Here is a 14,409-nt window from a genome sequence, read left to right as displayed (position 1 = left end):
GTAACCAAAGCTATTTGCAATTGATATAAAAAATAACTTTTTTGCCTATTTTGATTGAAAATCAACCGGTTGTTTATAATTTTAACAAAAAACACTAGACGTTAGACTTTAGTTGAGTAATTCTTATACTAGTTTTTACAGCTTCATAACATTTAGATCCCAAGTCATTTACCATAGCTGAGTTTTTTGCGGTTGTTTACTCTGCTTTGCTCCTTTGGGAACGGCTTAAATCAACAGGAGGTGTTGAGTGAAAAAGATATGGTCCGGCATATTGGTAATACTGACCAGTCTAATTGCATTTACAGTATCTGCAGATTCGACTTCGACTGCTGATCAGTATCAATTGAATTTGCGCAAAGGTGCGACTGAAATCAGTGGACAAGTTTATGATCTGCACATGCTCATGTTTTTCATATGTGTAGTCATTGCAGTATTAGTGTTTGGTGTCATGTTTTGGAGCATGATTTTCCACCGTAAATCTCGCGGTGCTAAACCTGCTAACTTTCATGAGAGTGTGAAAGTTGAAATCGCTTGGACAATAATTCCTTTTATCATTCTTGTCGTAATGGCATTCCCAGCGGCTAAAACCTTGATTGCAATGGAAGATCCCGAAAACTCAGAAGTAACTGTTCTTGTTACTGGGTCTCAATGGAAATGGCATTACAAGTACATGGAAAACGACGTTGAATATTATTCTGTGATGGCAACTCAGCAAGAACAGATAAACAACAAGTTTGAAAAAGGCCATAACTACCTCTTAGAAGTTGATCGTCCTTTGGTTATTCCAACAGGCAAAAAGGTGCGTTTCTTGGTTACCTCGGATGATGTGATTCATTCTTGGTGGGTTCCTGACTTTGCCGTTAAAAAAGATGCTAATCCCGGTTTTATCAATGAAGCCTGGGCAAATGTGATTGAACCTGGTGTATACCGTGGTCAATGTGCAGAGCTTTGCGGGAAAGATCATGGATTCATGCCAATAGTTGTGGTAGCCAAAGAACCCGCTGAATATGAAGAATGGATAAACACGCAAGAAGAAATACAGCGCAAAGCGAAAGAAGAAGAGCAAAGATTGTTGGCCATGAATATGAGCATGGAAGAGCTAATGAGCACTGGTGAGCAAGTATATATGCGCGCTTGTGCAGCTTGTCACCAGCCAAATGGTCAAGGTTTGCCAGGGGTCTTCCCCGCATTGGCTGGAAGCCAAATGGTTCTGGCTGATATGCCTGCGCACATTGAAATCGTTGTAAACGGTAAGACGGGTACTGCCATGCAAGCTTTTGCAAAACAATTAACTATGAGTGAGCTGGCAGCAGTTATCACTTATGAACGTAATGCTTGGGGTAACAATACCGGTGACATGGTCCAAGCTAAAGATGTTAACGCCGTAATTACAGGTCAATAGGAGGAGCGGTTATGAGCACAGCGACGACAGAACTAGATCACGATGACCATCACCATCATGCTCCCAGCGGCATAAAACGTTGGTTATTTACTACGAACCATAAAGACATAGGTACGCTGTATCTGTGGTTTGCATTCATCATGTTTTTAACTGGTGGTGCCATGGCTATGGTAATTCGTGCTGAATTATTTCAGCCTGGATTACAAATAGTTGAACCGAATTTCTTTAATCAGATGACGACAGTCCATGGACTTATCATGGTATTTGGGGCTGTTATGCCTGCATTTACCGGATTAGCCAACTGGCTGGTTCCGATGATGATTGGTGCGCCGGATATGGCTCTACCAAGAATGAATAACTGGAGCTTCTGGATTTTGCCAATGGCATTTACCATTTTGTTAGCTTCGTTGTTTATGGAAGGTGGCGGTCCAGCATTTGGTTGGACTTTCTATGCGCCCTTGTCTACAACATACAGTAATGACACCACAGCGTTATTCGTTTTCTCGGTCCATATTATGGGGATTTCATCCATCATGGGAGCGATTAACGTCATTGTAACTATCTTCAACATGCGAGCCCCTGGCATGACTTGGATGAAGATGCCGTTGTTCGTGTGGACATGGTTAATTACTGCATTCTTGCTGATCGCCGTTATGCCTGTTTTAGCGGGTGCGGTGACCATGGTACTAACCGATAAGTTCTTCGGCACTAGTTTCTTTAATGCTGCTGGTGGCGGTGATCCGGTTATGTTCCAACACATATTTTGGTTCTTCGGACACCCTGAAGTTTATATTATGATTCTTCCGGCATTCGGTATTATTTCCGCAATTGTGCCGACCTTCTCCCGTAAAAAACTGTTTGGTTACGCGTCTATGGTATATGCAACTACGTCAATTGCGTTGTTGTCTTTTATCGTTTGGGCGCACCACATGTTTACCACGGGGATGCCAGTGGGGGCCGAGCTGTTCTTTATGTTCGCCACTATGCTGATATCGGTGCCCACAGGGGTGAAGGTCTTCAACTGGGTAGCCACTATGTGGCGGGGTTCCTTGTCATTTGAGGTGCCAATGTTGTTTGCCTTAGCCTTTATTGTGTTATTTACCATTGGTGGTCTTTCGGGCTTGATGTTGGCGATAACACCTGTGGATTTCCAATATCACGATACCTATTTTGTCGTCGCTCACTTCCATTATGTATTAGTAACAGGCGCAATATTTTCGATTATGGCAGCGGTCTACTATTGGCTGCCTAAATGGACTGGGAAGATGTTCGATATCACATTGGCTAAATGGCATTTCTGGTGTTCATTGATTTCCGTTAATGTTCTGTTTTTCCCCATGCACTTTGTTGGTTTAGCTGGCATGCCTCGTCGTATTCCGGATTATGCACTGCAGTTTGCTGACTTCAATAAGTGGATAAGCTTAGGTGGTTTTGCATTCGGTTTATCGCAACTGATATTCCTAGCACTTCTTATTAAAGCCTGTCGCAAACAAGGTGAGCCTGTATCTGACCAGGTGTGGGAAGGTGCAGAGGGTTTGGAATGGGAAATCCCGTCTCCAGCTCCTTATCATACATTTGATACGCCTCCTGTTATTAAGTAAGCGTGATTTGACATGACTGAGCGTTCAAACGACAACCAATCTAACAACGGCAAACTGGCTTTAAAGCTGGTTGTTGTTGTGATTGGTATGTTTGGTTTCGCATTTGCATTAGTCCCTCTTTATGAGGTTTTTTGTCAGGTGACGGGAATTAACGGTAAAACCAGTGATACAGCTGCTGTATACGAATCAATCGAGATAGATCGTTCTCGCACGATTAGCATTGAGTTTATTACCCGAACCAATACTGGAATGCCTTGGGAATTCAGGGCTCAAACTCGTAAGGTGGAAGTATATCCAGGTGAAATGAATCAGGTGGATTTTTACGTTAAAAATACCACCAACAAAGACTATGTGGCACAAGCTGTTCCCTCTGTTTCACCGGGCACTGCCGCTCTGTATATGAATAAAACCGAGTGTTTTTGCTTTAATAATCAGCCTCTTGGTGCTGGCGAAGAAGCAATAATGCCGATGAAGTTTTATGTTGATCCGCAGCTTCCAAAAGATATTAAGTTTTTTACCCTTCAGTATACCTTGTATGACGTAACGGCAAGTGCCGAAGGCGTTGCAATGAATCAAGGATAAAAGGAATCAAAATGGCACAACAACAGCAACAACAAGTGTACGAAAAATATTATGTTCCAGACCAAAGCCCTTGGCCGATTGTCGGCGCGGTAGCATTATTTCTGATTGCCTTTGGCGCAGGAAATTTTGTGGTTGAACAAACCAAAGGTGAAAGTGGTTATGGTGGCTGGATTCTGGCTGCCGGAATTGTAACTTTGCTGGTCATGTTAGTGGGATGGTTCAGAAACCAGATTCACGAATCTATGTCAGGAATGTACAGTGCTCAGTTGGGACGCTCTTATCGACAAGGTATGGCGTGGTTTATTTTTTCTGAAGTCATGTTCTTTGCGGCTTTTTTTGGCGCACTATTTTATGCTCGCGTAATCGCTATGCCTTGGCTTGATGGGGCTGGCAACAATGCCATGACTGCCGAGGTTCTTTGGCCTAATTTTGAAGCAGTTTGGCCGTTGACTAAAACCCCTGGTGGCGTTGAGACAACCGCGATGGGCTGGATGGGCTTACCTCTGTACAACACTATTATTTTGTTGATTTCCTCAGTCACCTGTCACTTTGCTCATGTGGCGCTAGAGAAGGAACAGCGCGGCAAGCTAATTGCGTTTTTAGGAGGGACTATCTTACTGGGTTGTTTCTTCTTAACCCTGCAGGTTGAAGAATATGTGCACGCATATCGTGAAATGAACCTGACACTGCAATCAGGCGTTTACGGCAATACATTCTTCTTATTAACTGGCTTCCATGGAATGCACGTTACTTTGGGTACGATCATTTTAATTGTCTTGTTTTTAAGGGTATTAAAAGGTCACTTTACGCCAGAGAATCATTTTGCATTCCAAGCCGGCAGTTGGTATTGGCACTTCGTTGATGTAGTCTGGGTTATGTTATTTTTCTTTGTATACATTCTGTAGATTTACGCTCACGGTTCTGCGTCCCTTAATAGGGGCGCGGATTCGGTGTTATCAATCCAGTTGCCACAGCCAATAATAACAAAATCACTATAATTGCAGAGGTCATCACCCTGCGGCCAATAAATTTACTCATAGGAGGCTGGTTAGGGTCGTTTTTTAACATTATTATCATCGCGCGAAAAAGATTGTAGAGCATAAACAGTAATAAACCGCCGACTAATAATTTTACTATCAAAATCGATCACTCCTCAAAGTTATGGCCAATAGACCGGATATTCCCAAGCATCCTTACTTTGCCACATTTTTCATTCTGTTGGCAGTTATAATCTTATGCTCTCTGGGAGTATGGCAACTGCAACGAGCTCACTATAAAGAGGCGCGTATACAACAAATTGAGCAACGTAAAACCTCTAATCCATTAAATATTGAAGATCTTTTAGCGCGTCAAGATAAGCGAGATTTACCCCTTCAATTTAAAGGTAAAATGTTAGTCAACAAGGTTTTTTTGCTTGATAATCGAATCGAGAATGGACAGGTTGGCTACCACGTTTTAATTCCCGTCAGAACCGAGTTTGGCGATGTGATAGTTAATTTGGGCTGGGTGAAAGCTGGTCAATATCGCGATCAATTGCCACGCTTTGATTTACCTGCCTATGAACAAGTATTTTATGGTACTAGCTCTGTGCCTTCAGTGAACCCAATGGTCACAGAAACTGCACAAATGGATGATAAATGGCCGGTGTTGTTGCAAAGTATTGATTTAGACTTGATCGCAAAATTTACCGGAACACAGATTTTACCCGTGGTTTTGCAGTTAGATCCTGAGTTCCCCATTGGATTTACCCGAAATTGGGTTGCTGTGGTAATGGCGCCCGAAAAACATTATGCCTATGCAATGCAGTGGTTTGGTTTAGCTATAGCTTGCGCAGTTATTTATATTGTTGCATTACGAAAAAGGAAGGTCACAAAAGATGTCTGAAGCAGCCGTTAAAAAGAAGTCTAAAACGCCATTAATTATGTTTATTGTGTTTGTTCTTCCTGTGGTTTTAGCTTACTTAGCGTTAACTTTCGATTGGTTCAATAAAGGCTCCACAAATAAAGGTGAGCTGCTCACGCCGCCCCTTGATTTGAGCTCTGTTGTTAGCGACAGAGAACCACTGTGGCGACTGTTATTTGTTATGCCGCAAGAATGCGCGCAGGGATGTGAAAATGCCCTTTATAGCCTAAACCAGATATGGGTTGCTTTAGGTAAGGAATCTGACCGAGTGGAGCCCTTGGTTTTGGCTCATCAAAAAAGTGAAAAAATTGAATTAACTGATATGCAGCGTCATCCGAACATTAAAGTGTTAAGTACAGATGAGCAAAATGTAAATAATGTGTTTAAAGATGCATCGACAGATGGTATTTTCATTGCTGATACATTAGGAAATGTCATTTTAAAGTATCCAATAAAATTACAACAAGAAGATGCTATTCAACAAAGTCGCGATATTTTGGCCGATTTACGCAAGTTGTTAAAGCTGTCTCGCATTGGTTAAGGAATGATAGCAATGAGAAAATTAGTGCTGGCTTCAGTGGTGCTAGCAATTGTGGTTATTGTGTTAGGGGCTTATACCCGTTTAACTGATGCCGGATTGGGATGTCCAGATTGGCCTGGCTGCTACGGACATTTAAGCGTACCTGCTACCGAGTCTCATATTAGCGCTGCACAGGATGCTTTTCCTGAACGAACATTTGAAGCCCATAAAGCGTGGAACGAAATGATTCACCGCTATGCCGCTGGTACCTTGGGTCTATTTATACTGCTTATATTTCTAATTAGTTTGGTAAAACGGTCGTTTCACAGTCCGGTAAAATTACCCTTCTTTTTGCTGTGTTTAGTTTGTTTTCAAGCTGCCTTAGGGATGTGGACTGTCACACTCAACTTGATGCCTTTAGTTGTTATGGGCCATTTGCTCGGTGGTTTTGCGGTGTTGTCCTGCCTGTATTTATTGTATCTGCGCGTTACGCCTTATCGGATACCAGGTGGCGATTCGGACATGAAACGATTTGCTAAATTCTGCGCATTGGGGATTGTGATCTTAGTTGCTCAAATCGCCTTAGGTGGATGGACTTCCGCCAATTATGCTGCCCTCGCATGTACAGAGCTACCCTTTTGCGAAAGTGACTGGGTGAGCCGTATCGATTTTGCCGGAGCGTATAGCATTCCTCATGCAGATAACTATGAGTTCGGAGTACACGACTGGGCAGAAAGAATGACTATGCATGTGACCCATAGGTTCGGTGCGATAGTTACTTTTATTTATTTATGTTGGTTGGCAATCCGTTTATATAGCTCGGCAGCTTCACAGTTGATCAAGAAATTGTCAGTCAGCATGGTATTGATTTTAGGGTTACAAGTAATACTTGGGGTGAGTAACGTGGTATTTAGCCTGCCATTATTTGTCGCTGTTTTGCACAATGCAGTCGCGGCATGTTTGCTGTTAGTTATGGTGAAACTTTGCTACACCCTGTACAGAAAGACTTAGGAGACCAAAGTGAGTAAAACACTTCAGGCAAATTATTCAAAATCATCTTCACAATTAGCTAGTTGGCGTGATTATTACGAGTTGACTAAGCCCAAAGTGGTGATGTTGTTATTACTCACCGCACTGGTTGGTATGTGTTTAGCAACTGAAACATGGGTGAATTGGCAAGTGCTAATTGCTGGTCTAGGAGGCATAGGCTTGCTGTCGTCATCTGCTGCAGTGATCAATCATGTTGTCGACCGCAAGATAGACGGCAAGATGGCGAGAACCTTTAATCGCCCCGTAACGAAAGGAAAAATTAGTCCGCTGCGTGCAACTATATTTGCAATTGTTCTCGGTGTAGCCGGATTTGTCTGTCTTGAGCTTTGGGTTAACCGATTAACCGCTGTGTTGACCTTAGCTAGTTTGGTGGGATATGCGGTTATTTATACTATGTATCTTAAACGTGCTACCCCTCAAAATATTGTGATTGGAGGATTGGCTGGAGCTGCTCCACCATTATTAGGGTGGACGGCTGTAACCGGCGAAATTCATTCTCACGCGCTGCTACTGGTGCTTATTGTTTTCACTTGGACGCCACCGCACTTTTGGGCGTTAGCTATACATAGAGTGAAAGATTATGCGAAGGCTGAAATTCCAATGTTACCGGTTACCCATGGTGTTGAGTTCACTAAAACCTCGGTTTTACTGTATACCCTTTTATTAACCATTGTTTGTTTACTTCCGTATCTAACGGGTATGTCTGGGGTCATCTACTTATTAGGTTCAGGCCTGTTGAATGTTGGTTTCATGTACTATGCGTGGAAATTGAAATATGCCTGTAATGAAAACACTGCGATGAAAACCTTTGGTTTTTCAATTGTTCACTTAATGGTACTCTTTGTAGTATTACTGGTTGACCATTATTTAAAATTCACACTATGAAACAAAACCTATTAATTGGCATAGTCGCGGTAGTAGCTTTGGCTGCTGGCCTGTACTTTTCGGTGGTTATTGCGCCACCGGAAGTGGAAGAAGTGAAGTATCTTCAAAAATATCCGGTGGAGCGAGCGCTGCCAGAGTTTGAACTTTACGACCAAAATGGTGAGGTATTTAATAATCAACAACTCAAGGGGTATTGGACCTTGGCGTTTGTTGGATACACTTTTTGCCCCGATATTTGCCCGACTACACTGGCAGAACTGAAAGGGATTTATCCGCAATTACAGGCGATTAACACTGAAAATCCGGTCAAAATTTGGTTTTTATCAGTTGATCCAAAACGTGATAGCGCTGAGCGTTTACAAGAATACGTTAACTTCTTTAATCCTGATTTTTGGGCCACATCTGGCGAGCATAAACAATTATTTCCATTGGTTAGAGCGATGGGCATGATGTACGCTATGAGTGATAACACCGACGATCCCAATTATTTAGTCGACCATAGTGCTTCAATCACCGTTATCAATCCCCGTGGCGAGGTTGTTGGCCGTTTCAAACCTAAAATGGAACCTGGTTCAATACCTGTGAGTGAAGGTTCACAGATATTAGAAGATATGCCCAAAATCGTTACTATGATGTAATTCTAAAAACATGCTAATTACGCGGGCCCAAGCAAGTCATTATCAAACTCTTGCCAAATTGCTTTTTTTGTCTGGTCCGGACAACCTAATGAGTTTACTCACCGGCCATCACACAGCGTTAAGCTTGTCTGAAAAACAACAAATTTGTTTGGATTTTTTAGAAACCGCGTTACAAATTCCTGAGGGGCAGTTTGGTTTTTTAAATCAAACTGTTGCGATACAAGATGGATTGTTATGTGGATGCGTGAGCTACTGGCAAGCACCGATAACCGATTTGTTTAAACAACAAACTTTAGCAAGTTTAATTGTACATTTTGGACCTTTAGAAACTGCCGCCATTCTAAATAATAGTGAAGATCTATCTTATCTAGTGAAAGCGCCAACTTTTCACGATCTTTGTATAGGACACTTGGCTGTTGAGCCCTCAAGCCGCAGACAAGGAATTGCAACCAGTCTTTTGGAACATTGCTCGGAAACGGCAACAAAGTTAGGCAAGACAAAGCTAGTTTTAGATGTAATGGCAGAAAATCAAGCTGCTATTCAGGCATACGTTAAATTTGGCTTTGTACAAAAATCCACATCTCATCCAAGTGAGAAAGGAACAAACTTGGGTTTTTTACCCCACGTTCACATGCAAAAAACTTTAGTGTGAAGTGATCCTAAATTATATAAGCAGCCCAAATATAGAGGTTAAACTGATGAGTGATAATACGGTTAAAATTCCCCAGCAAGCCTTCGATTGGTACGATGAATACGCCCATCACCCAAACACTATTTAAACTAAATCATTATTAAACACAAAAAAACATGAGAATAGTTTTTACAGTATAGAAATGGGAACTCTAACCATAGTTACCTCCATAATGACTAAAATAGATGTAATATTAATTAGGTTAATAATTGCTAATTCACAATTATCGTTAAGGGTGGAGTCTTTAGACTCCTCATCACAGCAAGAATTGTTTACTTAAACGCAATTTCAAAACCTCTATTTAATGATATTGACAAGACATATCGAGAGTCTGATCTTACTAATTGTCATGCAAGCATTAGCTGATAAACCTTAAAAGCGGCAAGAATGCCGCCTTAGCAAGGTGTAAATCATTCACTACTTTTCACACTGAGCACTTTTCCATTATTTGCTATTTCGAAGTAAATAACTTTATTACTCGATGGGTTGGTTGCACTAACCACAAACGCTTTTTCTAACACTTCAACCACATTGAAGTTAGCATCTGTTGCCGACTTCCAACTTGCGTCGAGCTTGCCCACTTGGTAGCCAAAATCTTTGAACGTAAGCTGTTGAACCGATTTACTAGCAATATTGAGCGCAGTTTCACTACTGATTTCGTTATGGCCTCCATGTGCAAAGGCGGCGCTTTGCCAAATACATGCAATCAGAAATAATGCGCGATTAATAACTTTCATTTTTAAACCCTCTGTTGTGTTTTCTATTTAAGTCCGATAACGGTGTACTGCCCTTTGACAATCAATTGGATTGCCACAGGCTGGTCACTTGTGTTCTTCCAATACCAACCATGCGAGCCAGAAAAAGGCGAGGTGAAACTGCCTTTCATTTCTGACAGTGTAGCGATAGCGTAACTTTCAAAATAACCTGTGGTGTCGCCTTCAGGCTCACCGTGTAAATCAAAATAAAGCGGTTCCCCATCGGTTAGCCACTCGTAGGTCATTTTGTCGTGTTGATTCATTTGAAATTTGTATTCAATGCCTTTCCCAGCGGGCACAGTAACCTCAATCACCTGTTGCCCTTGTTCAGTGACGGCGGTTTCTTGCGCCACTTGGGTTGGTTCATCCTCATGGTGAGCCAGCGCAGTCAAACCTAGTTTGTGACCAATGTGCGTTGGGTCAATATTGTATTCTGCGGGAAGAATAAAGCATACAAACACCACGGCTGCGATAATGGTGGCTGCAATGGTCGATTTTACTAATGTTTTGGTACTTACTACATCTTGTGTCATAAATTTTTCTCGTTCTTATTAATATAAATAATAGCCAGTTAATTGAAGCCCCATTAACATTAGTCCAGCGCTCATAAGCATGGTGTTCGTAACAGTGGAAAAACGCTCGAATGACGGTAGTTTCCGCCAAAAGTTAATCACAATAACAATGAAGACGAGCGCCATAAATTGCCCCAGTTCGACGCCGATGTTAAATGCAATCATATTGGCAACTAACCCGTCTGGAACCAGTTCAAACTCTTGCAATTTAGTGGCTAATCCAAAACCATGAAATAAACCAAATATCAACACGGCCAACTTGGTATCTGGCTGCCTGCCAAACACGCGTTTAAAACCTCCCAGATTATCAAAGCCTTTGTACACAACCGAGAAGCCAATGATGGCATCGATTAAATAGGGATTAACCTGAATGTCACCCAGCACACCCCATAACAGAGTAATACTATGCCCAACAGTGAACATGCTTACATACAGCAATACATCGCGACTTCGGTAAAGAAAAAAGATTACGCCGACCAAAAATAGTATGTGGTCGTAGCCGGTAAACATGTGCTTAGCGCCAATATAGATAAACGGTATGAATTGCACGCCCGAATTTTGTTCTAAGAACACTCGGGTATTGTCATCAACCCCATGCGCGAGTGCCCCAAAAGACAGACTCACTAACAGCAAACCCAAAAGGAATGCGGCGAATGGTTTAATATTATTGGGCATTAAGTTGCTCCTTCTCAGCCGTAGGTGTTTTATCTTTATGCAATAATCGATATAACGCGGGGATGACAAACAATGTCAGTATGGTTGATGAAATGATCCCTCCGATAACCACAGAGGCTAAAGGTCGCTGTACTTCAGAGCCCATTCCGGTATTTAACGCCATTGGCACAAAACCTAATGAAGCAACCAACGCTGTGGTAATAACGGGACGCAGGCGTGTGATAGCGCCATCAAATATCGCTTGTTCTAGCGGTATGTTTTGTTTACGTAAGTCCCGAATGAACGACACCATGACCAAGCCATTTAATATAGCAATCCCCGATAATGCGATAAACCCCACTGCCGCTGAAATTGAAAACGGAATGTCGCGTAACATTAGCGCAGCTATACCGCCGGTTAGGGCTAAAGGCACACCAGTGAATATGATCATCGCATCTTTAAACGAGCCTAGTGCCAGTATCAGCAGTCCAAGGATCAAGAACAAAGTGACCGGTACTACTATGGACAAACGCTGTGAAGCAGATTGTAATTTCTGATAGGTGCCGCCATATTCGAGCCAATAACCCGCAGGAATATCTACATTGCTCTCTATTTGGGTTTTAATGTCTGCGACAAAACTACCTAAGTCTCTACCTCTGACATTTGCGGTGACCACAACTCGACGTTTGCCGTTCTCCCTGTTGACTTGGTTTGCACCCAATAGCATTTCGATATCAGCTAATTCTTGCAGTGGCACGTAATGACCATCTGGCAAATGTATAGGTAGGCGATATAGGGCATCAACATCGCTACGCATAGTCTCTTGCAAACGCACAACGATATCGGCTCTGGCATCTCCCTCATAAAACTTACCTGCAACGCGTCCTCCTAGTGAGGTTGCCAACTGCTCTTGAATAAGCGTTTTTGAAATACCGTATTGGGCTAACTTTTGCATTTTCGGTACTATGGTGAGCATAGGTAAGCCAGTTGTTTGCTCCATCTGGATGTCAGCAACGCCCTCGACACTGCCAATAGCGCTTTCAATCTCGCTGCCTACAGCATTCAATATTTCAAAATCATCACCAAATACTTTTATGGCTAGCTCTGCTCGTACGCCTGACAACAGTTCATTAAAACGCATCTGTATGGGCTGCAAAAATTCATAACGATTGCCTGGAATAGGCTCTACTAATGCCGCTAAGTCTTCAACAATTTGGTCTTTGGTTTTATTCGGGTTAGGCCATTGTTCACGTGGTTTCATAATAATGAAGTTATCGGCAACACTAGGTGGTACAGCATCGGTAGCGATATCGGCTGTGCCAATTTTTGCAAATACCCGCTCCACTTCTGGCATTTCCATAATGCGGGCTTCCAAGCTTTCTTGTAGCGCAACGGCTTGGCTCAAAGACGTACCAGGAATACGCAGTGCATGCATGGCAATATCCCCTTCATCCAAGTTAGGCACAAATTCGCTGCCAAGCTTGGTGGCTTGATAACCCATGATCCCAACCAGAGCGACGGCAAATACCACCACAAACCATCTTGCTTTCATAACCCACTTAAGCGAAGGCTTATAAACAAAGGTCGCACCACTCATGATGACGTTACGTCTTTCTTTGACCGGCTTCTTAAACAGCAAAGCGGTAGCGGCGGGCACGAATGTGATGGATAACACCATGGCGCACAACAAAGCAATCACTACGGTAAGTGCCATAGGGTGAAACATCTTGCCTTCCACGCCCTCTAGCGCAAATATAGGCAAATAGACAGCAGTGATAATAAACACACCAAATAAGGCGGGGCGTATCACTTCTTTTGTCGCGGTGAATACAATTTCCAGTCGATGCTTTAGTGCTAATTGTTGGCCATCTGGGCTGGCCTGGCTAAGTCGGCGCAAACAGTTTTCAACAATGATAATAGCGCCATCAACTAGCAGACCAAAATCCAGTGCGCCTAAGCTCATTAAGTTAGCACTGACCTTTGTTTGCACCATGCCGGTGATTGTCATTAACATGGCAAAAGGGATCACTAAGGCAGTTAAAAACGCCGCTCTGAAATTACCTAAAAGCAGAAACAGAATTACAATGACCAGCAATGCGCCTTCAACTAGGTTGGTCTTGACGGTATTAAGCGTCTGATCAACTAGTTTTGTCCGATCGTATACGGCGGTTGCGACAATTCCTTCAGGTAGTGACTTATTGATTTCTTTCAGCTTTTCGCCCACGGCAAATGCAACTGTGCGGCTGTTTTCTCCGATCAACATAAACACCGTGCTCATCACCACTTCACGGCCATCTTGTGTTGCGGCACCTGTGCGTAGGCCGTGCCCTTCAACCACACTTGCCACATCACTAATACGTACACTGGCACCATCAGTGGTTTTCACCACTGTATTGGCCAGAGCGTTGATGTTTTCAATTTGTCCTGGAATTCGAATCAGCCATTGTGCGCCACTCTTCTCAATAAAACCGGCACCTTGGTTGGTATTGTTATTTTCAATGGCGTTGACCAAATCAGCTTGAGTAACGCCGTATGTCAACAATTTTTCAGGATCAAAGGCTACGACTAGCTCTCGCTCAAAGCCACCGATAGGATTAACTTCAACTACACCAGGCACACGCATAAGTTGAGGACGTATAACCCAGTCGTGCACAGAGCGCAATTCCATAGGTGTAATCAAGTTACCATCTTTATCCGTCGCGCCAGGTTCAGCGTCTACGGTAAACATGAATATCTCGCCAAGTCCTGTGGCAATTGGACCTAACTGAGGTTCAAGACCAACTGGTAATTCTGACTTTGCAGCAGAAAGCCTCTCATTCACTAATTGGCGTGCAAAGTACACGTCGGTATTGTCGCTAAAGACGGCCACCACTTGTGATAAACCATAACGAGAAACAGAGCGCGTGCCCTCTAAGTTTGGTAAACCCGCTAATGCGGTTTCTAACGGATATGAAATACGTTGCTCCACTTCCAGCGGCGTATAACCAGGTGCGTCAGTATTAATCATTACCTGAACGTTAGTAATGTCAGGCACAGCATCAATGGGTAATTTGGTAAAATTCCACAAGCCGAGCGCTGAAACACCTAGCACTAGCACCAAAACAAGAATGTTGCGTTTTATCGCAAAGCGTAAAATAAAATCTAGCATGTGCTACTC

General features: G+C 42.8%; 15 protein-coding genes. 10 read left to right on the top strand and 5 right to left on the bottom strand.

Annotated features, from left to right (window positions below):
• Positions 1 to 256: 256 nt before the first annotated feature.
• From coxB to VUI23_RS20760, 4 genes are read left to right on the top strand one after another with little or no spacing between them, the layout of a single operon-like run.
• Entirely contained in the window at positions 257 to 1,402 is a 1,146-nt protein-coding gene (coxB, locus tag VUI23_RS20775) for a cytochrome c oxidase subunit II (RefSeq protein WP_303500385.1), read from the top strand.
• An 11-nt stretch (positions 1,403 to 1,413) separates the two neighbouring features.
• Positions 1,414 to 3,003 carry a cytochrome c oxidase subunit I gene (gene ctaD, locus VUI23_RS20770; protein ID WP_216047776.1) on the top strand — a complete coding sequence of 530 codons (1,590 nt, stop codon included), beginning with the start codon at positions 1,414 to 1,416 and terminating at the stop codon, positions 3,001 to 3,003.
• A gap of 12 nt (positions 3,004 to 3,015) precedes the next feature.
• On the top strand, positions 3,016 to 3,585 hold the full coding sequence (locus VUI23_RS20765) for a cytochrome c oxidase assembly protein (RefSeq protein ID WP_216047777.1): 570 nt from the start codon (positions 3,016 to 3,018) through the stop codon (positions 3,583 to 3,585).
• 11 nt (positions 3,586 to 3,596) lie between these two features.
• Positions 3,597 to 4,490: a cytochrome c oxidase subunit 3 gene (locus VUI23_RS20760; RefSeq protein WP_216047778.1), complete on the top strand. Its 894-nt coding sequence runs from the start codon at positions 3,597 to 3,599 to the stop codon at positions 4,488 to 4,490.
• Between the two features lie 25 nt (positions 4,491 to 4,515).
• On the opposite strand, the gene VUI23_RS20755 is transcribed toward VUI23_RS20760, so the two are convergent.
• Positions 4,516 to 4,725: a DUF2909 domain-containing protein gene (locus VUI23_RS20755; RefSeq protein ID WP_216047779.1), complete on the bottom strand. Its 210-nt coding sequence runs from the start codon at positions 4,723 to 4,725 to the stop codon at positions 4,516 to 4,518.
• A 21-nt stretch (positions 4,726 to 4,746) separates the two neighbouring features.
• Here VUI23_RS20755 and VUI23_RS20750 point away from each other — a divergent pair, with 21 nt between their 5' ends.
• The 6 genes from VUI23_RS20750 to VUI23_RS20725 all read left to right on the top strand — a co-directional run bounded on the left by VUI23_RS20750 (position 4,747) and on the right by VUI23_RS20725 (position 9,232).
• Positions 4,747 to 5,469: an SURF1 family protein gene (locus VUI23_RS20750; RefSeq protein ID WP_342805878.1), complete on the top strand. Its 723-nt coding sequence runs from the start codon at positions 4,747 to 4,749 to the stop codon at positions 5,467 to 5,469.
• The gene (locus VUI23_RS20745; protein WP_342805876.1) at positions 5,462 to 6,028 is read left to right on the top strand and encodes a hypothetical protein; all 567 of its coding nucleotides are present in this window, start codon (positions 5,462 to 5,464) and stop codon (positions 6,026 to 6,028) included. The genes VUI23_RS20750 and VUI23_RS20745 overlap by 8 nt, the downstream gene beginning before the upstream one ends.
• Before the next feature lie 12 nt (positions 6,029 to 6,040).
• Entirely contained in the window at positions 6,041 to 7,018 is a 978-nt protein-coding gene (locus VUI23_RS20740; RefSeq protein WP_216047782.1) for a COX15/CtaA family protein, read from the top strand.
• 9 nt (positions 7,019 to 7,027) lie between these two features.
• Positions 7,028 to 7,942: a heme o synthase gene (cyoE, locus tag VUI23_RS20735; protein WP_216047783.1), complete on the top strand. Its 915-nt coding sequence runs from the start codon at positions 7,028 to 7,030 to the stop codon at positions 7,940 to 7,942.
• Positions 7,939 to 8,580: an SCO family protein gene (locus VUI23_RS20730; RefSeq protein WP_342805874.1), complete on the top strand. Its 642-nt coding sequence runs from the start codon at positions 7,939 to 7,941 to the stop codon at positions 8,578 to 8,580. The genes cyoE and VUI23_RS20730 overlap by 4 nt, the downstream gene beginning before the upstream one ends.
• A gap of 88 nt (positions 8,581 to 8,668) precedes the next feature.
• On the top strand, positions 8,669 to 9,232 hold the full coding sequence (locus VUI23_RS20725) for a GNAT family N-acetyltransferase (protein ID WP_342805872.1): 564 nt from the start codon (positions 8,669 to 8,671) through the stop codon (positions 9,230 to 9,232).
• A gap of 449 nt (positions 9,233 to 9,681) precedes the next feature.
• On the opposite strand, the gene VUI23_RS20720 is transcribed toward VUI23_RS20725, so the two are convergent.
• From VUI23_RS20720 to VUI23_RS20705, 4 genes are read right to left on the bottom strand one after another with little or no spacing between them, the layout of a single operon-like run.
• Positions 9,682 to 10,008, bottom strand: a complete 327-nt coding sequence (locus tag VUI23_RS20720; protein WP_342805870.1) for a DUF6488 family protein — start codon at positions 10,006 to 10,008, stop codon at positions 9,682 to 9,684.
• Between the two features lie 23 nt (positions 10,009 to 10,031).
• Complete coding sequence (locus VUI23_RS20715; protein WP_342805868.1) at positions 10,032 to 10,559, bottom strand: hypothetical protein; 528 nt, start codon at positions 10,557 to 10,559, stop codon at positions 10,032 to 10,034.
• 18 nt (positions 10,560 to 10,577) lie between these two features.
• Positions 10,578 to 11,273, bottom strand: coding sequence for a HupE/UreJ family protein (locus VUI23_RS20710; RefSeq protein ID WP_342805866.1), 696 nt, complete (start codon positions 11,271 to 11,273; stop codon positions 10,578 to 10,580).
• Complete coding sequence (locus VUI23_RS20705) at positions 11,263 to 14,400, bottom strand: CusA/CzcA family heavy metal efflux RND transporter (protein ID WP_342805864.1); 3,138 nt, start codon at positions 14,398 to 14,400, stop codon at positions 11,263 to 11,265. Before VUI23_RS20705 ends, VUI23_RS20710 begins: the two co-directional genes overlap by 11 nt.
• Positions 14,401 to 14,409 lie beyond the last annotated feature (9 nt).

This window comes from Alteromonas sp. M12, assembly GCF_037478005.1.
Taxonomy (GTDB): Bacteria; Pseudomonadota; Gammaproteobacteria; order Enterobacterales; family Alteromonadaceae; genus Aliiglaciecola; species Aliiglaciecola lipolytica_A.
Note: the sequence above shows the minus strand (reverse complement) of the source record. Positions and strands in the feature narration are given on the sequence as shown.